A 20,359-nucleotide genomic window follows, 5' to 3' on the forward strand; every position below is an offset into this window, starting at 1 on the left:
TTAATTACACGTCCGTATTAGAATTGATATGCTTGCAGAAATCAAATATCTAACATACTTCTTCCCACTGTAATAATACCATACAAATTTTATAAATACAAGACTGTTTATATAAGCTGACACATGCTAAACTAGCCTAGCAATGTTTCAGTAAAATTTTCTTTCATTTTTCAAGGAGGTCATAATCATTATGGGGAATAATCAGACAGAAAAAGCGTTTGAAGAAAAAAGATTAGCACAAACAATCTCTTTAGCCGAGGAACAATTAAAGCAGGCAAAAGAAGCGGCAGACAAAAAGAAATCAGAAATTATCGAAGCCAAAAAAGATGTGCGTGAAAATACAGAACACGGTATTACATCACTGTATACATCGGACGGTTTCGAGGCACTTGTTGAATTAAGCCAATATATCAATCCTGTAACAGACAAAATTATAGATTACGAAGAAGAAGAACATAAAATACTTCTGTTAGAAAAGATGATTAAATCGCCCTATTTTGCCCGAATTGATTTTAAATTTGATGATGAGGACGAATTTGAAAAAATATACATTGGACGTTCTTCTCTACGAAAAAACAGCTATCAAGAGATGTATGTTTATGATTGGAGATCGCCGATTGCCAGTATTTTCTATCGTTTTATGACCGGCGAAGCGTTTTATGACGCTCCATGTGGACGAGTAACAGGCGAACTCAATTTGAAACGCCAATATGAAATAAAAAACGGAAAACTGGAATATTTCTTTGATTCAGATGTTCAGATTGTTGATGAATTTTTAAGGCAATTACTGTCACAAAACACTACTGCTAAAATGAAAGCGATTGTTGAAACAATTCAGCATGAACAGGACGTGGTTATTAGAGATATGGAAAATGACCTGCTAATGGTACAGGGTGTAGCGGGAAGTGGAAAAACCTCTATTGCTCTCCACCGGGCTGCTTATCTTATGTATCAAGGTTTACAAACAAAGCTGTCCGCAAATAACATTATGATTATTTCCCCAAATTCTATATTCGAGCAATATATTTCAAATGTATTGCCCGAATTGGGAGAAGATAATGTTATTTCTTCCGTGTTTGAAGATATACTTAGTGCGTTATTAATTGGCAGGAAAATTCAGTCAAGAAATGATTTTTTAGAAAACCTGATTGTCAATTCAAAATACAAGGAAATTTCAAGAAATAGTATAGAATTTAAAACGTCAAGTTTTTTTAGGGAAATTTTAGACCAATTTCTCATTGATATACCCCGCCAGTGGATAGAATTTGAAGATGTTTATTATGAGGGAAAATGCGTTGTAAGCAGGCAAATTCTAAAAGATAAAATATTAGGAAGAACAGAAACACCATTAGGCATAAAATTAGAACAATTAGAAGATTATATTTTAGAACAAATATTTGGAACAGGAAAAGGGCGGGGGCATAAAGAAGAAAAAAATCTAATCAAGCAGGAAATACAGAAATTTATAAAAATTGACATTGTTGAATTATATAAAATATTATTTAGCAATGAAGCCTATTTTTATAGCCTGCTGCAAAATAGCAATCTGTCACAAGGCATAAAAAGTATATGGGAATATACTAGGGAAAATTTGGAAGCAGACAGATTGTATTATGATGACGCAATAGCAATCGCTTATTTGTATTTAAAAATATACGGAACAAATAAATATAAAAATATTAAGCAGGTAGTCATTGATGAAGCACAGGACTACTACCCTCTCCAATATGAAATATTTAATTTGCTATTTTCTAATGCCAAATTTACTATTTTAGGAGATATGAAACAGACTCTTGCCAAAAAAGAAGATATTTCTTTCTACGAACAAATTCAAAAAATATTGAACAAGAAAAAATCTTCTCTTATTATGTTGGATAAAAGTTTCCGTTGTACGAATGAAATTTTAAATTTTAGTTTAAAGTTCATTGAAAAAAGTTCACAGATAAAAAGTTTTAATCGGAATGGCGATAGCCCAAAAGTATATATTGCTGATAATTCCGAAATCTTCATTGATGAAATTGTTAAGGAAATAAATCTATGCCAGGAGAAAGGGTTTCAGTCGATATGCTTAATTTGTAAAACCGAAAAAAATTCAATCTATCTATTTAATAAAATTAAACACAAACTTGATATTCAGTTAATCAAAAATGGGAGCGTATCAGATTTACAAGGCGTGTTTATCTTACCAGTATATATGTCAAAGGGATTAGAATTTGATGCTGTCTTAATTTGTGATGCAGACAGCCAAAACTACCATGATGAAGATGATAAAAACCTCTTATATGTTGCCTGCACAAGAGCACTTCACAAACTTAGCTTATTTTGTGAAAATGAGGTTAGCCCGCTGATATAGATAAATTTACAATATATTGAATTGCCAAAATGCCAAACGCAGCGTAGGCGCAAATGAACAAAATGATAATAATTAGACAGACCACCTATTCTCTTAATGACATTAAATTGACATTACGCTCTCTATGATATATATTTGTTGCTTACTGTCAAAAAACACGACAGAAAAATATAGTTTAAATTCAACGGATAAAAGGGGTAATGAACATGGGAAAATTACTACTACTGACACTTAACGAACAAGAGGAAACAGCGATTGACAAAATCATATCGGCAATATCTAATTATATGCGACTTGAACCCATGCAGCTTACACCCGTTTCCGTGTTATCTTTTCCGGGATTGGAAATAAGGCAGAGCCAACGCCGGGTATTTCAAGACGGGGAGGAAGTCAATCTAACACGTCTTTAATATAATGCCCTTGTATTCCTTGCTTCCAATCCCGGCATTGTCCTCACAAGGACACAGATATTTGAAGCCGTTTGGAACATGGAAAGCGATACTTGCCATTCAAGTGTTGCCAACGTGATTTACAACCTGCGGAAAAAGATAGAGCCGGACAGCCGCAAGCCCACCTACATAAAGACCGTTTTAGGCATAGGCTACAAGTTTGCTTCCGGGGAATAACAACAGAACAACCGCCGCCCACCACAGCGACATACCATGACAGGAAATCAAGAAAAGGTTTCCTGTTTTTTTGCGCCAAAAAACGTGCTGATTTTCCAGCTTTGTCGAAAAGTTTTCTCAAAAAGTTTCCCAAAACTTTGCCATATCTTCATTTCTCTGCGTAGTAAGGAGTAGAAGGGGAAGTTTACGCCGTTTTCTTAGAGCAAGATTCTACCACAGTACCAAATTTCGCCTATCGGCTCATTTTGTCCTGCGGGAATCTTGTTGGGGTTGCCACCCCAAGCCCGCCTTTTGCGGCTTGCGCCGCTTTGAAAAATCCCCGGAAAATTTTTTCGGATTTTTCAAAAAACACTTCCGCTTATGCCCCTGTTTTTCTCCTATTAGTGAAAGGGCAAAGCATTACAAAAAGAAAGGAGGTCTACGACCATGAAAAGATATAACACACCCCACCGCCACCGGGTAATCAAGACACGCTTGACCGAGGAAGAATACGCCGAGTTTTCCGAGCGTGTCACGCTCTGCCAAATGAGCCAGTCCGAATATATCCGGCAGGCACTGATTAAGTCACGCATACGCCCGGTCATTACCGTTTCCCCGGTCAATGATGAACTGCTTTCTGCTGTTGGGAAGCTCACAGCCGAGTACGGGAAAATCGGCGGCAACTTGAATCAGATTGCCCGCTGTCTGAACGAGTACGGCGCACCCTATAACACACTCTCCAATGAGGTACGCGCCGCCATAGCGGAGCTTGCCGCCTTGAAGTTTGAAGTCTTGCAGAAAGTAGGTGAAGCCGTTGGCAACGTTCAAACATATCAGCTCTAAAAATGCCGACTACGGGGCGGCTGAACAGTACCTAACCTTTGAGCATGACGAGTTTACCATGAAGCCCACCCGTGATGAAAACGGGCAGATTGTTCCGAGGACAGGCTATCTCATTTCCTCTCTGAATTGCGGTGATGAAGATTTTGCAATCGCGTGTATGCGCTCCAATCTGAAATACGGCAAGAACCAAAAACGGGAGGACGTAAAGAGCCACCACTATATCATCAGTTTTGACCCCCGTGACGCACAGGACAACGGCTTGACCGTAGACCGGGCGCAGGAATTGGGCGAGCAGTTTTGTAGAGAACATTTCCCCGGACACCAAGCCCTTGTATGCACCCACCCGGACGGGCATAACCACAGCGGCAACATTCATGTGCATATCGTAATCAATTCTTTGCGGATTGCGGAAGTGCCGCTACTGCCCTACATGGAAAGACCAGCGGACACAAGGGAGGGCTGCAAGCACCGCTGCACGGACGCAGCTATGGAATATTTCAAAGCGGAAGTCATGGAGATGTGCCACCGGGAAAACCTCTATCAGATTGACTTATTGAACGGGAGCAAGAACCGCATTACCGAGCGGGAGTATTGGGCGAAACGGAAAGAACAAGCCGCACTGGATAAAGAGAACGCTTCCCATGCCGCCACAGGAGAACCGCCCAAACTTACAAAATTTGAAACCGATAAAGAGAAGTTACGGCGCACGATCCGCACTGCCCTTTCCTCTGCCATTTCCTTTGAGGACTTCTCCGGGAAGCTGCTGCAACAGGGAGTGACCGTCAAGGAGAGCCGGGGGAGGTTATCGTATCTCACGCCGGACAGGACGAAGCCAGTCACCGCCCGGAAGTTGGGTGATGATTTTGACCGCACCGCCGTACTGGAAACACTCACCATAAACGCACAGAACGCCGTCAGAGCCGCCGAAACGCCCGCACCCAAAGAGGAACACCCCCGCAGCATAAGGGAGCGTTTACAACGTAATAAAGCCGTCATAAATGCCCCGAAACAGGACATTTCCCAACGGGAAGCTGTACAGCGCATGGTAGACCGGGAAGCCAAACGAGCCGAGGGCAAAGGCATAGGATATGACCGCTGGGCGGCTGTCCACAACCTAAAGCAAATGGCGGCGACCATGAGCATTTACGAGGAATCCGGCTTTTCTTCCCCGGAGGAACTGGAAGCCGCCCTTGCTACCGCCAGTGCGGAACTGAACAGCGTCCACGCCGGACTGAAAGCCGTGGAAAGCACTTTACGGGAGAAAAAAGACTTGCAGAAACAGCTATTAGCCTACATCAAGACCAAGCCCGCCCGTGACGGGCTGAAAGCACAGAAAACAGAGAAAGCCCGCAAGAACTACCGGGAGCAGCACGAAAGCGATTTTATGATAGCCGAAGCTGCCACCCGGTATTTTAAGGCAAACGGCATTACCAAACTTCCAGCTTCCAAGACCTTACAAGCGGAGATTGAGCAGCTTATGAGGGAGAAAAACACGCTTTACAACGAGTACCGGGAAAAGCGGGAGAAAACAAAGGAATTGCAGACAGTCAAGGGTAACATTGAGCAGATTTTAAGGCGTGAGCCGGAGCGCGGAAAGGGGCGGGATAATGAACGATAAACACCCATACATGGACTATTTACAGTACCGGGCGGCTTGCCGGCTTGTGCATGAGTGCTGTAATTACGATAACGGCAACTGTATCTTACTGGATAACGGCGAGCCTTGCGTATGTGTGCAGAGTATCAGCTATTCGCTTCTCTGCCGCTGGTTCATTGCCGCCGTGCTGCCGCTGGACGGGAAGCTGGAAGCCGCCCTTTTGCACCGGGCAGACAGAAAACGCTGTACCGAGTGCGGCGGGTATTTTCTCCCCAAGTCAAACCGTGGGAAATACTGCCCGGACTGCACCGTAAAAGTGCGCCGCCGGAAAGAATCGGAGCGTCAGCGGAAAAGATACCGCCTTTCTACGCATTTAGGCTATGAAAGAAGCCCGTAAACCAAGGCTTTTTTGACCGCCCTCAACGGGTAGACGGTATTTATATCCTTTACCCATGAAAAAGGCGTCCTAAAGCGTGACAGAAGCCCCAAAACAGACCAAAGGAGGAACGAATGGCAGACAACCGCAAATATTACTACCTAAAGCTGAAAGAGAACTATTTTGACGAGGACGCTATCGTGCTGCTGGAAAGTATGCAGGACGGCGTACTCTACTCAAACATTCTCTTGAAGCTGTACCTAAAATCACTGAAAAACGGGGGAAAGCTCCAGCTTGACGAGAATATCCCCTACACCGCACAGATGATAGCCACAATCACCCGCCAGCAAGTCGGCACAGTGGAAAGAGCCTTGCAGATTTTTATGAAACTGGGGCTTGTAGAACCCTTGCAGAACGGGGCTTTGTACATGAGCAACATAGAGCTTTTAATCGGTCAGTCCTCTACCGAGGGGGAGCGCAAACGCCGCGCAAGGCGGGCTTTGCAGGAACAGGCAGCACTCCCGGAAGCCGTGGCGGACAAATGTCCACCATATGCCGCGGACATTTGTCCACCAGAGAGAGAGTTAGAGTTAGAGATAGAGAAAGAGATAGAGATAGAGTTAGAGATAAAGAGAGAGGGAGAAATAAAACCCGGACAGACCACCCGCGCCCCTTTTGGCAGATATAAAAACGTATTCCTGTCAGAAAAGGAGCTTGCAGAACTGCAAACGGAGCTTCCCAGCAAATGGGAATATTACATTGACCGCTTATCCGGCTATATCGCTTCCAGCGGGAAGAAATACAAGAACCATGCCGCCACTATCCGGCGCTGGGCGGCTGATGATGAAGCAAAGAAAGCACCAAAGCAGAAGATACCCGATTATTCCTACCGGGAGGGCGAGAGCCTTTGACAACAGAGATAGAACGCCCCGTAAACAGGGCGTGCCAAAAGACCATTAACAGGAGGATTTTATTTTATGAGCGAGTATGACTATGACAATGCCATTTTCCGGCTTGCCACGGCACAGGAAGCCGAGCCGGAGGACTACACCGGGGAGGACGGGCTTTTATACTGCGGGAAATGCCGCCAGCCCAAAGAAGCCTATTTTGCGGAGGGAAAGACGCTTTTCGGACGTGACCGACACCCCAAAGAATGTGACTGCAAACGGGCAGACCGGGAAAAGCGGGAAGCCGCCGACCGGGAACAGAAGCACCGGGAGGAAGTCGGACGGCTGAAAAGAATGGGCTTTACCAACCCGGCTATGCAGGAATGGACGTTTGAAAACGACAACGGCAAATGCCCCCAAATGGATAAAGCGCACTTCTATGTGGCGCATTGGGAGGATATGGAAGCGGAGAATATCGGCTACCTTTTATGGGGGAAAGTCGGCGCGGGAAAAAGCTATTTTGCCGGGTGTATCGCCAATGCCCTTATGGAGCGTGAGATTTCCGTGTGCATGACAAACTTTGCCCTTATCCTCAACGACCTTGCCGCCAGCTACAAGGACAGGAACGAATACATAGACCGCCTTTGCCGCTTCCCCCTGCTTATCCTTGACGATTTCGGCATGGAGCGCGGCACGGAATACGGGCTTGAACAGGTTTACAACGTGGTTGACAGCCGATACCGCAGCAATAAGCCGCTGATCGTGACGACAAACCTCACGCTGGAAGAATTGCAGAACCCGGAGGACACGCCCCACGCCCGGATTTATGACCGCCTGCTTGAAATGTGTTCCCCCGTCTGCTTTACCGGGGAGAATTTCAGAAAAGCCACGGCGCAGGAGAAAATGGAACGGCTGAAAACGCTGATGAATGGAAAGGAGAGCCTATGACCGACACCCCAAACAGGAACACCGCCGCTACTGCCCGCCGTCCGGACTGCGTGACCGAGGTACGCCGGGGGAACACCGTGCTTGTCGTTTCCGGCTACTTCAAACAGGACGCTACCGCCACCGCCGCCGACAGAATGATGAAAGTGCTGGAAGCGGAAGCTGCCGCAGGAGGAACAGCCGCCCATGCCATATAGTGCGACAAACCTTAATAAAAAAATGTGATATTTTTCGACATAAAGTAGCAAAAAGGACTGTACAGACAGCCGCCCCATGTGGTATGATAGACCTACGGAATAGTGGGGCTGGCTGTCGGAAACGGAGGAATTTATGTCAAGACAGACTGCCACAACACTTATTACCGCCCTATATCCGAGATTATCCCATGAGGACGAACTGCAAGGCGAGAGCAATTCCATAAGCAACCAAAAGCGGATTCTTGAAGCCTATGCCAAACAGAACGGCTTTACCAACCTCAAATGGTACACGGACGACGGATTTTCCGGGGCAAATTTCCAAAGACCCGGCTTCCAGTCCATGCTTGCCGACATTGAAGCGGGGCTTGTGGGGACGGTCATTGTAAAGGATATGTCAAGATTAGGGCGAAACTACTTACAAGTGGGAATGTACACGGAAATGATTTTCCCACAGAAAAACGTCCGTTTCATTGCAATCAATGACGGCGTTGACAGCGCACAGGGCGACAATGACTTTGCCCCTCTGCGTAACATTTTTAACGAATGGCTGGTGAGGGATACGAGCAAGAAAATCAGAGCGGTCAAGAGGTCAAAAGGCATGAGCGGGAAGCCTGTCACAAGCAAGCCCGTGTACGGCTACCTCATGGACGAGGACGAAAATTTCATTATTGACGAGGAAGCCGCACCCGTGGTAAAGCAGATTTACAGCTTATGCCTTGCCGGGAACGGACCGACCAAGATAGCCCGTATGCTTACGGAGCAGGAAATCCCCACGCCGGGAACGCTGGAATACCGCCGGACAGGGAGAACCCGCCGCTACCACCCCGGCTATGAGTGCAAGTGGGCGGCAAATACCGTGGTGCATATCCTTGAAAACCGGGAATACACGGGCTGCCTTGTGAACTTCAAGACCACCACCCAATCCTACAAAAACAGCAAGATTATCTACAACAGCGAGGACAAGCAGGCAGTATTTGAGAACCACCACGAAATCATCATAGACCGTGACACATGGGAGCGTGTGCAGGAGCTACGCAAGCAGCGCAAACGCCCCAACCGCTATGATGAAGTGGGCTTGTTCTCCGGCATACTCTTTTGTGCCGATTGCGGCAGCGTCATGTACCAGCAGAGGTATCAGACGGACAAACGGCGGCAGGACTGCTATATCTGCGGCAGCTACAAGAAACGTACCGCCGACTGTACGGCGCACTTTATCCGCACCGACCTTTTGACCGAGGGAGTGACCGAGAATTTGCGGAAAGTCACACAGTACGCCGCCAAGCATGAAGCCCGGTTTATGAAGCTCTTGACCGAGCAGAACGAGGACGGGAGCAAACGCCGGAACGCAGCCAAGAAGAAAGAACTGGAAGCGGCAGAAAAAAGGATTGCGGAACTCTCCGCTATCTTCAAGCGGCTGTATGAGGACAGCGTGACCGGGCGCATATCGGACGAGCGTTTCACGGAGCTTTCGGCAGACTACGAAGCCGAGCAAAAGGAACTGAAAGAGCGTGCCGCCGTTCTGCAGGGCGAGCTTTCAAGGACGCTGGAAGCCACGGCAAACGCTGAAAAGTTTATGAAAGTAGTACGCAAGTACACCAGCTTTGAGGAACTTACCCCTACCCTGTTGCGGGAGTTTGTGGAGAAAATCGTAATCCACGAATCGGAAGCACTGGACGGGAAACGCCGGGGGAAGCTCCGCAGACAGGAAATCGAAATCTATTACTCTTTTGTCGGCAAGGTAGAGCTGCCCGACTAAAGCCCGACCCGTCCGGCAGTCAGCCGGACAGGGAACGGCAAAATTTTTTACACTTCTTTTACTTCTTTATCTCACATGAGCAAATAGACACCAAATGTCGCACCCTCAAAGGAATAGCTGGCGTTACCATCTGTGACCGTTGGATTGGAAGAAGTCTTTTTGACTTTTGCATTTCCCACATTTAACTTCGCCCAGAACTGTCCGATGTCCTGTCCTTCGCCAGTATAAATGTAACCGCCACATTCATAACGTCCCTTGTTTGCTTTCACAAATGCTTTCGCACCAGCGTACACTTCATTCTGTACCGCCTGTGAAATTTCATTATAGGAAGCTCTGACGTTATCGCACTGCCAGCCGAGCTGTTCACTCAATCTCTGCCAGACAACACACTGTTCCAGCAAGTATCCCTGTTTGTAATTCAAGTTCGTATGAGAAGCGGTATATTGCTTGACGTACTCTAAGGAAAGAGCAACGTCCGCAATTTGATCGCTACTCATACGGGTGCTTGCGTCAGAACGTGTTTTATATCCATTCTTAAAACTGGTATTGATGTCCACACAGTAGGCAGTTTCGCCCTCAACTTTCATGTGTCCCTCATTGAATGTAGATTTGATAGAACCGTCATTCATAACGTGTTCAATGTAGCCGACACGTTCTGCTGATTCTGTCCAGTATTGATTGCCGGAAGCATGAACCGCCGTCACTGGTAATGCCGTGAGAATGGTTGCAAAAGCAAGCGTTCCTGTCAGCAATCGCTTTACTAGCTTATTCATATTTCTTCTTTCTCCTTTCGATTTTGGGTATGAAAAAAGCCGTCCATTTCTGAACGACTGGAAATAGAAAAGGAACGCCAAAAGTGTACGTTCCATAGTCTATAAAATATTTAATTTTTCTCTCTGGTGTGCTATCTGACGCCAATTTTGACCCCAAATTTCTGAAAAATGACGATTTTTGATGAACAGCTACAAATTTTCAAAATACGTGAAACCCTTGTAACTAGGGCGTTACGGGACTATATGAAACTAGACAAAACCAACGTCACAATACCAAGAGGTGAGTGCTAATTTTTTTGTGAAGAATTTGTGAACGCTACGAGCCATGCAAAATGGTGAAAATAAACGCCCTGCAAGTTTATGATCAGTTTTCAGTGCTTTTTTCATATTACTTTATTGAATATCCCTCATTCTGCCTATATAAGTGAAACTTAGCGAAACTTAAATTAAATCTCTTTCAGACAATTCAATTTGAATATTCACCAACTGTGGATTATTTCTCAGTGCACCAGTTTCCAACTTACCGCCTGCTGCCTTGCATCCACAAATCTCTTATAAATACCTTCCTGTTTCATTAATTGCTCATGTGTTCCCTGCTGTGCAATTCTTCCTTTTTCAACAACCACAATCTGGTCTGCATGTCTGACCGTTTTTAATCTGTGGGCAATCATAATAATCGTTTTTTCCTTTGTAAGCGCATCTACTGCATCCATCAGATCCTTTTCATTCTCCGGATCAACATTGGCCGTTGCCTCATCCAATATGACGATTGGTGCATCCTTCATGATTGCTCTGGCTATCGAAATACGCTGCTTCTCGCCACCGGAAAGTGTAGCTCCTCCTTCTCCGATCACTGTGTCATATCCATTCGGAAGTTTGCTGATGAAATCATGACAACATGCTTTCTTCGCCGCTTCCACCACTTCCTCATGACTTGCATCCTGGCGTCCGAATTTAATATTATTCTCAATGGTGTCTGCAAACAAATACACAGACTGAAATACAAATGAAAAATTACGCATCAGACTGTTCATACTATAGTCTTTTACATTCACGCCTCCAAGTGTCACTTCCCCTGAATCCACATCCCAGAATCTGGCGATCAGATTGCAAAGTGTTGATTTTCCTCCACCAGATGGTCCAACGATTGCTGTCGTCGTTTTCTGCGGAATAGAGAGCGATATATCATCAATGATCTTCCGTTTGTCATAAGAAAACGAAACATTAGAAAGTCTGATATCGTAATTTTCCGGCTGTATTTCTTTACCGTCGATATCCATGGTATCCAGCTCCAATATTGCATTTGCTTTATCTACACATACGCTTACCACATGTAAAAGAGATGAATAATTTCCTGCACATTCCAGACTGGCATAAAGCATAAATGCTGAAATTGTCATACCGATCGCATAGACCGCACTCATAGTTCCATTAATATAAAAATATGCACTGCATGCTACGATTACTGCACCTGTGATTTTTGTTATGACGCTTTGCAGAAAATGATAAGGGACAAACAACATCTCCATCTTTGTATTAATCTTTTCGCATGCTTCATTTGCATCATTTAATCTTTTTGCCTGTTTTCCAAGCAGGTTGTATGATTTTACTTCTGATATTCCTTGCAGATACTCCATGATCTGATTTACAAGCTCTGTATCGCATACCACTTTTTGCTCTGAATCGTTTTTCCCTGCATTCTGCATCACAGCATTTACACCAAAGAAAATAAGCACTCCTGCTGCAGCTGTCAGTCCAATTCTCCAGTCAAAAAGAAACAGCATAAGAATGATCATGGATGTTTCCAGAATTCCCTGCATGGTCAGCATAACCACTCTCGCAGCTACATCGCCAAGTGTTTCCATTGTATTCGTCGTAATAGAAGAAATTTCCCCGATGCTGTTGGCATTAAAATATCCCATCGGCAGATAACGCAGATGCTCTGCAATCTTGATTCTCATAAAAGCACTCGCATTATATCCGCCTTCTGTCTGAAGCACTGTAGAGTATCTCTTACAGATGACATCAACTACAATTGCAATCACCATGATCGCAATTGAACCACCAATATATTTTCCTATTGGTTTTCCACTCATCAAACCAATCAATATGTACATAATAGCCGGAATCTTCATTGCTGAGGCAAGAGCCTCTATGAGTCCGATCACTATCGACAGTTTAAATTTATTGCCATTTTCCCTGCCTGAAAAACGAAAGAATTTTGCCAGAATCCCAAACATATCATTCTCCCTCCTTCACCGTATCTTTTACAGAAATATGGGCATTCCACATTTCCTTATAAAGCGGGCATGACACCAGAAGTTCCTCATGTGTGCCATGTGCTGTTACATTTCCATCATTTACAACAAAGATCTGGTCACTGTCCTTAACAGTAGAAAGTCTGTGTGCTATTACGATCAGGGTCTTCCCTGCTACCAGTTTTGCGATAGAATTCTGCAGAATTGCCTCATTTTCCGGATCTGTGTAGGCAGTTGCCTCATCAAGGATCACGATCGGAGCATCCTTTAACATTGCTCTTGCAATGGAGATACGCTGCCTCTCGCCACCTGACAGATGTCCTCCTGCACCTCCTACAACCGTATCAAATCCATTCTCCAACTGCATGATAAATTCATAGCATCCACTTTTCTTTGTCACCTCGATGATCTGTTCATCTGTAGCATCCGGATTTCCCTGTCTGATATTTTCACGGACTGTTTCATTAAACAGATAATTGTCCTGTGCAACATATGCAATTTTCCGATTAAAATCTGCAAATGCCAGTTCTTTGACATCAACTCCACCGATTTTGATGCTTCCGGAATCCACATCCCACAGGGACGCAATCAGCTTTGCGATGGTCGACTTGCCGCTTCCGGAAGGTCCTACGATTGCATTTACCGTTCCTGCTTTCAGCTCCATAGTTACTCCGTGCAGGATTTCTTTGTCGTGATAACCAAATCTGACATCTTCAAGAGTAACGGAGTTATCTTTTGGAACACTTTTACTTTTCTCTGGACGTTCAAGCTCCGGCTGTTCCAGAATTCCTGTCACTTCACCAACAATCACTCCGATCTTGCCAAGATCATCTGTATAGGAACCCACTGTGATCAACGGTCCAACGATTCCAAGTGATAAAATAATGCAGATGACAAAATCTGAAATCGCAAGTGTTCCATTGGCTACATAATGTGCCCCAAACGGCAATACCGTAAGAAGCGTATAAGGTGTGACCACCATCATCAGTCCATGAAAGATCGAGCACCGTTTCATCCAGGAAATAAAGGAATCTGCATAAGCCATAGCCGCCTTTGTAAATTTTGCATAAGAACTTTCTGTCTTTCCAAATGCCTTGATCACTTCGATTCCGTCAATATATTCCACTGCCGCATCATTCAGATCTTTTGTTGTCTGAACCGTTCTCTCGAAGCTTGGTTTATAATCCAGCATCATTCCAAAATAAGAGAATAGTCCAACAATAACCGGCACCAATGACCAGAGTGCCAGTCTCCAGTCTGTCAGAAAGAAATAGATTAAAATCACAACCGGTGCCAGCAGATTGGACGTGAATTCCGGGACAATATGCGCCAGTGTCGTCTCGATACTGTCGATTCTTTCCACCATGATATTTTTAAATGTACCGGAGGGTGTATCCTTTACATAACCCAGCGGCACCCGCGCCAGCTTGTCACAGCAGGTTTCTCTTATATTTGCGAGTACCGCAAACGTTGCTTTATGTGACAATGCTGTCGAGAGCGAATGAAACAGTTCTGCAATGATAAACGACAGTGCAATGAAAACTGCTTTTGCAAGATATGGTTCAAACTCCTTTTCACCACTTAAAAACAGCTTAACTACATCTGCAATGATAAAATACGGAAAAATCTTAAAAATCACATTTCCTATTGCAAGTAACACACTCCACACATAGGCAATTCTTTTTTGTCCGGCCCATGTCAGGATCCAACTGACTGCCGACTTCTTTTTTTCTTTCACATCTGTTCACTCCTTACGTTCGTTTTATTGTTTTACCTTCTGTTAGTTCGTGCTAACCAACATATAATAAAATAGGTGGTTTACTGGCATCAACCACCTGATATTATTATCCTGTCTGAACTTTATTCAGGAATCCAGAACCTGCAACACACATAACCTATTCAGAATTCCTGCATCAGTTATACTGGAAATTCAATATTCCACAATCGTTCCCAGCCACCTGTATTAAATTCTTTCAGTTGATGTACATTTTTCTTTGCAGTCTCCCTGTCTATATCATGCTCAATAATCTGAAATACTGATGAAAAAAATCCCGTATAGATCATATGCATAAGACTTTCCTCTACAGTCGGTATTTTGACACCGTTCTCTTTCATTTTTTCCATATATTTCAGGCTGGACTTCATTTCCCGCTCTACCATATTGTGTATGAATAGTTCAAATTTTCCACTGTCTCCGCATTTCAACAATAATCTGAAATTATCATAATGATCATAGATATAATCAACCATCTGCTCCATCCCATCACTGGATGTATCCGACATATTCCTTGTCTGATCACTGGCAGAAAGCTTTTCAAACTCCTCAACGATCTGGTCATAAATCTGATAAATATGTTCCATATAGGGATCCGTCAGCGCATCAAAAAGTGCCTCTTTCGTCGGATAATATTTGTAAAATGCGCCAGTAGTAAGCCCTGCATCTTTTACAATATTTCTTAAAGATGCTCCTGTCAAACCATCTTTCAGAAAATGTTTTCTGGCTGTATCTAATATGTTTTTCTGTGTATCTTCTGCTTTCGTCGACATGCTTTTTGTATCCTCAAAATTTTCTTTTCATAAATATAACAGTGTTATATAGCACTGTTATATTTTAACTCATTATAGGAATTTGTCAAGTCTACTGTTTAGATTTTCTTTATCTTTTATCTATCTACTCTTTTCCATTTTGCAACAGCATTTCTTACCCGCCAGTCAATATCCAGACGTGCTCTGCGACATTCTTTCGGATGTTTTCTTGCTGCCTGAAATGCCAGTTTCACAAAGAGTCCGGATCCAACCGGGAGCATTGTCTTTAGCATGCTCTCCGGAAAAACGAAATGGGTTCCATGCTCATAAATGACATAATCCAATCTGCATGTGTGTGAATGTTCTTTCATACGCTGCTTCATACGGCGGATATATTTTGCAGTATCCCACAACACATCATCTTCCGCACCAATTAACAATACTGTTCCATGGATTTTTTCAATCTTGATCATCTCGTCTTCTGTGATTGGATGAGCCTTTTCCGAGTCATCAAACAGTTTTCTTGAATTAATCATATCACCGGTCCGTTTTGTTTCTTTCTTAATCACATGCCAGTAATCCGGATGTTTGTAGCAAAAAGGCATATACGGAAGGGGTTCTCCTTTGTAAGAAAAAAGAGATTCTCCTTCAATCGGCCATTCCTTACAGCCATCTTTTTTGCCCTGCATAAACCCCTGCCAGATAAAATCACTCGGTGTCAGACCTATCGTTAATGTAATATTCTCAAAATAAGAAGCGGCAGTCAATGCAAGTGTTCCTGTAGTAGATGCCCCGACAATTCCTATCTTCTGATTACTATTCATTTTTAACCAATTGATTGCTTTCTCTATACGTTCCAATGGATAATTATGATGTCCATAATCTTTTTTTCCAGGTGACATTGTCATCACATTTACGCCAAGTTTATGTAGCCATTTCACGGATGTACGCGCCAGATAATCCTCTGGATCATCCCCGATCATTGCTATCATTGCACAGTCTGAGCCTGTTTTACATTTCCAGTATGCACCATAAAATCCATCTGTTTCCACATCAAAATGTCTTTTCTTCATTTGTATCATCTCCTTAATATCGGCCACGTTTCTCCAAAACTATTATTTTGTTTGAGATATTCCGAACAGCCGGAATCTTACCTATTACACAATAAACAGGCATAAGCTCTTTCATTCCTTCAACAAGACTGACTTCCTGCCGAACAGAAAATGCCGGCACAATTCTTTGCAGTTCTGTTCCGTTCTTAACTCCCCATGTGAATTTTGCATTGCTTCCCTCTATGGATTTCTCTTTCATATGCTTTACAACAAAGGGTGACATGGTTTCGACCATTACTGTAACTTTCTGAAATGATTTATCAATAATAGAAAACATCTTCCTGATATCTTTCTCATACAAATACATTGTAAGTCCTTCGATTATTACCAGAATATTCTTACCGTGATAATCGATATCATCTATGTAGGAATCATCCATTGCAGACTTTGCAATCTGATACACCGGATCAGTTTCGGTAAGGAACTGGCTCCTTATTTTCATTGTTTCCGGAAGGTCTACATTATACCAGCACAGATATTTTTCCTTCATCCGGTAGCATCTGGTATCCAGTCCGCATGCAATATTTACGACAACTGTATTTTCATGCTTCTTCAAATATTGCTCAACCATCTGGTCTAATACAATTGTTCTTGCAATCACACCATAGTTCATAGCGTTATCTTTATCTGCTATAGAAAAGTCATAGTCCAGCTTTTCCACAAGTTCTACTGCAATCTCATCTTTGATCTTTGCATTTTGTTTTTTTGTTTCTTTTGCTCTTGCATACAGGGTCTGTACCATCGTTTCCGGCACACCTGTCACATTCACTTTTTCTTTCATTATCTGTCGCCTTCCACTGCCTTTCTTACTTCTTCCACCCACTCTGCACTATGACAGCAAAACAGTTCTTCATGCTGCATGTTATGTCTCCGAATATCCGGATTTTTAAAATAAGTACAATATCTCTTTTCATATTTTCTGCCCATCTTTGTTGCGTAAAACACGTGTATCGTAGTTCCCGGCACATCAATTCCATGCTGGACTTTCGTAACCAGATCAGAATAAAACTGATTATAAACACTCTGTTTCGTAATCCATGGATTTCCTCCTTTACCGATTCCAAACATATTCAAAAATCCATTATATAATTCTTTTTTAACCTCATCTGTCTTATTCAGTTTTTTCTGCATAAATTTCGGAAGAGCACCTGTATGTATCATTTTATACATGAAAGGGACTACCATGGATGACTTGATTTTTGCCACAAGACGACCTGCTTCGTCCATATCACTGCTCCCAATAATGCCATGATCTATATGAATTCTTTTTCGCTGAATCAAAAGGGATACAAAACTTCCACCAAGGGAACACCCATACGCTGCTTTAATTCTTCCACCATACTTTTTCTTGATTTCCAGCTCAATCTTTTCACATTCATCTTCCATTGAATAAAATTCTGTTTTCTCATTTGGATCAAATCCATCATAAGAAACTGTTACCGTGTAAAAATAAGAATGTAATCTATCCAGTACATGTTCAAAGCTGCTATACAGGCAACAGGTACCAGGAAATAAAAATATCACTGGTTTACTACTGTCTCCACTTTCATAAAATTTCATATCTGTCCTCCTTTAGTTTTTTCATATAAGCATAAAATTGCTTATGCAGCTCCCTCATTTCATCTGGTGCCTTCCTGGCATGTTGATACATAAATTTATCTCCAAAGCTACTTTCGAATGTAACAGCAAGCATAAGTATTATAACCAGTTTCTGCAAATAAGACCGCATACAAGGATCCAATCACACCTGCACCATAAATCAATATTCTCATAGAAATCCGTCCTCTTTTTCATTTTCAAAAAAACTGCCAGCGCCCATGTTAGTGATATCTAACTCTCATTTTCTAAAAAACCGTGTGAAAACAAAACTATAATTCCACACGGTTTCTTTTCTTATGCATTCAGTATATCACTTTTACCTGGTTAATCAACCAAATTTTGATAACACAATTAAATTCACAAGCAGATATTCTCTGATTACATCTCCTAGCACTGCAATCCCCGAAAGACTTCCAAGTAAAAACATCTGAGAAATTTTATCCCACATTTTTTTGTATCGTTTTATTGCTTCTGCAATCATTACTATCATAATTCTTTCTGATTATCCAGTTTGCCAAGATACTCTTTCTCTTTGAACAGCTGCCAGTAAACTGAATAGCTCTCATTTCCTCTATAAAAGAATCTGCACTGAAATAATACCCGTCATCTTCCTGCACCAGACAAAGTGCCTGATAACCTGACATCACAATATTAAGTGCGTTATCCTGATTGTCCACCAGAAAGATATAAGTCTGTGCTGATTAGCAGCTCTTACCCATGCCATTTAATCTGCTTCTTTATCCGGCAGTGGTTCTTTTTCTTCCAACTGTTTCAGCAGTAGTAATAAAGCCATTTTCCAATACATATTTATAAATTTGTTGTTCCTGTTCACTATAAAGACGGATATCTCTTCTGCAAACCGGTCCATATCTCACTGCTTCATCCATCCGCTCATAATAAGCTATCGAAAAATCTACAATTTTATAAATACTGACTGAACTCTACCTTCTCCTTATTCGGTCCTTCAATCGTAAAGAACCGCACGCCGTTATCCCAGAACGGAAGGAAATGAATGGTATCCTTCGTTGTGTTCATTTTTTCGGCTTCAATATATCGATACACTTCTTCGATATCTTTCACATTGATCGCCACATGATCAATTGCTCCGCTCTCCATCTTTGCAGCCTTATTTTCATAAGTCTCGATCACAAGCGTTTCCAGTTCCAGAAATGCAACCTTTTCGTCTGCTTCTTCATTCACCGTCTGAAGTGCAATCTCAAATCCCAGTTTCTGATAAAAAGCAATTGTTTTTTCAATATCATTTGTCGGAATCCCGATATGCTGAATCCCTGTTGTATATATTTTCAGATCCATCTTAACGTCCCATCCTTTCTTCAACCTGTGCAAGTTCCGGCATTGCAGGGATCGCGCCTTTCCTCTCTACACAAAGGCTTGCCACCGCGTTGCCAAACCGTACATACTCTTTCAGTTCATCCATGGTAAATGCTTCCGGTCTCTTTCCGGCTTTGCTGATACAGTATAAAAATCCTCCCCAGAAGGAATCTCCTGCTCCATTGGTGTCCACCGCTTTGCTCACAAATCCCGGAATATGTACACCGCCTTCTTTGCAGTACAGATATGCTCCATCGCTTCCCAGCGTGACTGCAACGATCTTGACACCCTTCCGGAATAAAATTTCTGTCGCTTCTTCCGGACTTTCTTTGTCTGTCAGAAGCTTCGTTTCTTCATCTGAAATTTTCATGATATCCACGTAAGGAACCAGACTTCTCATCTGTTTCTTTGCAGTCTCCTCATCCTTCCATAAAGAGGCTCTGTAATTCGGATCATACGAGATAATACTTCCTTTTTCTTTTGCGCGCCGGATCGCATAATGTGTGGTATCTCTTGCCGGCTGTTCCGTAAGTGACAGAGAACCGACATGGAAAATATGTGTCTTATCCAGAATATCAACATCGATTTCTTCTTTTTCCATTCTGGTATCTGCTCCCGGTTTTCTTGCAAAAGAAAATGTTCTCTCTCCATTCTCATCAATATTTACAAACGCAAGAGTCGTAAAATATTTTTCATCCAGAAGCATTCCTTCCGTTTCCACGTTTTCTTTTTCCAGCACAGATTTCAAAAACTCTCCATGCATATCCTTTCCTGCCTTCCCGATAAAAGCGGTATGTCCACCAAGTTTTGCCACCGCAACTGCAACATTTGCAGGAGCGCCACCCGGATTCTGGGCAAATAGTGTCTGCCCGTCTTCATTTACTCCCTGCCAGGTAAAATCGATCAGGATCTCACCAAATGTTGTAATGTCGTAAAGCGACCGTTTTGCCGCATCATTGGTATCTGCAAGAAGTCCTTCTTCAAGCAGTCTCTCCAGAACCTGGTTGCATTCATTTTCTTCGTCCGTGTGGATATGCAGTTCTCCGTATTCAAATTTAGGCATACTTAAAACACCGAGCATGGATTTCGCATTGACCACATATCTGCCACTGCAAAGCTCTACGTCACAGGAAATCCGCTCTGCAATGCTAACCAGTTTCCGTGCATTTGTCATGGTTCCCAATATTACTTTCGCAATCA

The 20,359-nt window shown here is 43.0% G+C and carries 18 protein-coding genes and 2 pseudogenes; 9 read left to right on the forward strand and 11 right to left on the reverse strand.

Annotated elements, in window-relative coordinates; all coding sequences use genetic code 11:
* Positions 1-190 precede the first annotated feature (190 nt).
* From PGW42_RS10540 to PGW42_RS10580, 9 genes and pseudogenes are all read left to right on the forward strand, one after another.
* Positions 191-2,353 carry a HelD family protein gene (locus PGW42_RS10540; protein ID WP_002591344.1) on the forward strand — a complete coding sequence of 721 codons (2,163 nt, stop codon included), beginning with the start codon at positions 191-193 and terminating at the stop codon, positions 2,351-2,353.
* A 206-nt stretch (positions 2,354-2,559) separates the two neighbouring features.
* Positions 2,560-2,979, forward strand: a pseudogene (locus tag PGW42_RS16140) (winged helix-turn-helix domain-containing protein).
* Positions 2,980-3,405: 426 nt separating this feature from the next.
* Positions 3,406-3,801, forward strand: a complete 396-nt coding sequence (locus tag PGW42_RS10550; protein ID WP_025483259.1) for a plasmid mobilization protein — start codon at positions 3,406-3,408, stop codon at positions 3,799-3,801.
* Positions 3,773-5,419 carry a relaxase/mobilization nuclease domain-containing protein gene (locus tag PGW42_RS10555; RefSeq protein ID WP_025483260.1) on the forward strand — a complete coding sequence of 549 codons (1,647 nt, stop codon included), beginning with the start codon at positions 3,773-3,775 and terminating at the stop codon, positions 5,417-5,419. The genes PGW42_RS10550 and PGW42_RS10555 overlap by 29 nt, the downstream gene beginning before the upstream one ends.
* Complete coding sequence (locus PGW42_RS10560; protein WP_002591340.1) at positions 5,409-5,795, forward strand: cysteine-rich VLP domain-containing protein; 387 nt, start codon at positions 5,409-5,411, stop codon at positions 5,793-5,795. The genes PGW42_RS10555 and PGW42_RS10560 overlap by 11 nt, the downstream gene beginning before the upstream one ends.
* A gap of 113 nt (positions 5,796-5,908) precedes the next feature.
* Positions 5,909-6,685 carry a phage replisome organizer N-terminal domain-containing protein gene (locus tag PGW42_RS10565; RefSeq protein WP_173753175.1) on the forward strand — a complete coding sequence of 259 codons (777 nt, stop codon included), beginning with the start codon at positions 5,909-5,911 and terminating at the stop codon, positions 6,683-6,685.
* A gap of 66 nt (positions 6,686-6,751) precedes the next feature.
* Positions 6,752-7,609, forward strand: a complete 858-nt coding sequence (locus PGW42_RS10570; protein WP_002591338.1) for an ATP-binding protein — start codon at positions 6,752-6,754, stop codon at positions 7,607-7,609.
* A complete protein-coding gene (locus PGW42_RS10575; protein WP_270203253.1) occupies positions 7,606-7,803 on the forward strand; it encodes a transposon-encoded TnpW family protein in 198 nt (65 codons plus the stop codon). Before PGW42_RS10570 ends, PGW42_RS10575 begins: the two co-directional genes overlap by 4 nt.
* 133 nt (positions 7,804-7,936) lie before the next feature.
* On the forward strand, positions 7,937-9,559 hold the full coding sequence (locus PGW42_RS10580) for a recombinase family protein (RefSeq protein ID WP_025483265.1): 1,623 nt from the start codon (positions 7,937-7,939) through the stop codon (positions 9,557-9,559).
* A gap of 83 nt (positions 9,560-9,642) precedes the next feature.
* Here the strand turns inward: PGW42_RS10580 and PGW42_RS10585 are convergent.
* The 11 genes and pseudogenes from PGW42_RS10585 to PGW42_RS10640 form a co-directional block, all read right to left on the reverse strand.
* Positions 9,643-10,332 (reverse strand): annotated as a pseudogene (locus PGW42_RS10585) (hypothetical protein); the annotation flags it as partial.
* A gap of 500 nt (positions 10,333-10,832) precedes the next feature.
* Positions 10,833-12,572 (reverse strand): ABC transporter ATP-binding protein, encoded by a 1,740-nt coding sequence (locus PGW42_RS10590; protein WP_270203252.1) that lies wholly within the window; start codon positions 12,570-12,572, stop codon positions 10,833-10,835.
* 1 nt (position 12,573) lies between these two features.
* A complete protein-coding gene (locus PGW42_RS10595; RefSeq protein WP_117556848.1) occupies positions 12,574-14,328 on the reverse strand; it encodes an ABC transporter ATP-binding protein in 1,755 nt (584 codons plus the stop codon).
* A 179-nt stretch (positions 14,329-14,507) separates the two neighbouring features.
* Complete coding sequence (locus tag PGW42_RS10600; protein WP_227097610.1) at positions 14,508-15,137, reverse strand: TetR/AcrR family transcriptional regulator; 630 nt, start codon at positions 15,135-15,137, stop codon at positions 14,508-14,510.
* Between the two features lie 116 nt (positions 15,138-15,253).
* On the reverse strand, positions 15,254-16,189 hold the full coding sequence (locus PGW42_RS10605) for an acyl-CoA thioester hydrolase/BAAT C-terminal domain-containing protein (protein ID WP_181974507.1): 936 nt from the start codon (positions 16,187-16,189) through the stop codon (positions 15,254-15,256).
* 13 nt (positions 16,190-16,202) lie between these two features.
* Positions 16,203-17,009, reverse strand: coding sequence for a class I SAM-dependent methyltransferase (locus PGW42_RS10610; RefSeq protein WP_270203251.1), 807 nt, complete (start codon positions 17,007-17,009; stop codon positions 16,203-16,205).
* On the reverse strand, positions 17,009-17,788 hold the full coding sequence (locus PGW42_RS10615; RefSeq protein WP_117556844.1) for a hypothetical protein: 780 nt from the start codon (positions 17,786-17,788) through the stop codon (positions 17,009-17,011). The genes PGW42_RS10610 and PGW42_RS10615 overlap by 1 nt, the downstream gene beginning before the upstream one ends.
* Positions 17,789-18,155: 367 nt before the next feature.
* Positions 18,156-18,317, reverse strand: coding sequence for a DUF6040 family protein (locus tag PGW42_RS10625; protein WP_270203250.1), 162 nt, complete (start codon positions 18,315-18,317; stop codon positions 18,156-18,158).
* A 247-nt stretch (positions 18,318-18,564) separates the two neighbouring features.
* On the reverse strand, positions 18,565-18,714 hold the full coding sequence (locus PGW42_RS10630) for a hypothetical protein (protein WP_270235142.1): 150 nt from the start codon (positions 18,712-18,714) through the stop codon (positions 18,565-18,567).
* A gap of 34 nt (positions 18,715-18,748) precedes the next feature.
* Positions 18,749-19,141: a VOC family protein gene (locus PGW42_RS10635; RefSeq protein ID WP_270203249.1), complete on the reverse strand. Its 393-nt coding sequence runs from the start codon at positions 19,139-19,141 to the stop codon at positions 18,749-18,751.
* A gap of 1 nt (position 19,142) precedes the next feature.
* Positions 19,143-20,147, reverse strand: a complete 1,005-nt coding sequence (locus tag PGW42_RS10640) for a carbohydrate kinase family protein (protein ID WP_243172260.1) — start codon at positions 20,145-20,147, stop codon at positions 19,143-19,145.
* Positions 20,148-20,359: the final 212 nt, after the last annotated feature.

It is taken from the genome of Coprococcus sp. TM115-187 (assembly GCF_027679115.1).
Lineage (GTDB): Bacteria > Bacillota > Clostridia > Lachnospirales > Lachnospiraceae > Allocoprococcus > Allocoprococcus comes.

What these genes read in the sequence shown, in the direction of transcription:
- PGW42_RS10630 (WP_270235142.1), bottom strand. Translation starts at nt 18,714, where the DNA reads ATGGATGAAGCAGTGAGATATGGACCGGTTTGCAGAAGAGATATCCGT.
- PGW42_RS10625 (WP_270203250.1), bottom strand. Translation starts at nt 18,317, where the DNA reads ATGATAGTAATGATTGCAGAAGCAATAAAACGATACAAAAAAATGTGG.
- PGW42_RS10610 (WP_270203251.1), bottom strand. Translation starts at nt 17,009, where the DNA reads ATGAAAGAAAAAGTGAATGTGACAGGTGTGCCGGAAACGATGGTACAG.
- PGW42_RS10590 (WP_270203252.1), bottom strand. Translation starts at nt 12,572, where the DNA reads ATGTTTGGGATTCTGGCAAAATTCTTTCGTTTTTCAGGCAGGGAAAAT.
- PGW42_RS10560 (WP_002591340.1), top strand. Translation starts at nt 5,409, where the DNA reads ATGAACGATAAACACCCATACATGGACTATTTACAGTACCGGGCGGCT.
- PGW42_RS10635 (WP_270203249.1), bottom strand. Translation starts at nt 19,141, where the DNA reads ATGGATCTGAAAATATATACAACAGGGATTCAGCATATCGGGATTCCG.
- PGW42_RS10540 (WP_002591344.1), top strand. Translation starts at nt 191, where the DNA reads ATGGGGAATAATCAGACAGAAAAAGCGTTTGAAGAAAAAAGATTAGCA.
- PGW42_RS10615 (WP_117556844.1), bottom strand. Translation starts at nt 17,788, where the DNA reads ATGAAATTTTATGAAAGTGGAGACAGTAGTAAACCAGTGATATTTTTA.
- PGW42_RS10565 (WP_173753175.1), top strand. Translation starts at nt 5,909, where the DNA reads ATGGCAGACAACCGCAAATATTACTACCTAAAGCTGAAAGAGAACTAT.
- PGW42_RS10550 (WP_025483259.1), top strand. Translation starts at nt 3,406, where the DNA reads ATGAAAAGATATAACACACCCCACCGCCACCGGGTAATCAAGACACGC.
- PGW42_RS10600 (WP_227097610.1), bottom strand. Translation starts at nt 15,137, where the DNA reads ATGTCGACGAAAGCAGAAGATACACAGAAAAACATATTAGATACAGCC.
- PGW42_RS10570 (WP_002591338.1), top strand. Translation starts at nt 6,752, where the DNA reads ATGAGCGAGTATGACTATGACAATGCCATTTTCCGGCTTGCCACGGCA.
- PGW42_RS10580 (WP_025483265.1), top strand. Translation starts at nt 7,937, where the DNA reads ATGTCAAGACAGACTGCCACAACACTTATTACCGCCCTATATCCGAGA.
- PGW42_RS10605 (WP_181974507.1), bottom strand. Translation starts at nt 16,189, where the DNA reads ATGAAGAAAAGACATTTTGATGTGGAAACAGATGGATTTTATGGTGCA.
- PGW42_RS10575 (WP_270203253.1), top strand. Translation starts at nt 7,606, where the DNA reads ATGACCGACACCCCAAACAGGAACACCGCCGCTACTGCCCGCCGTCCG.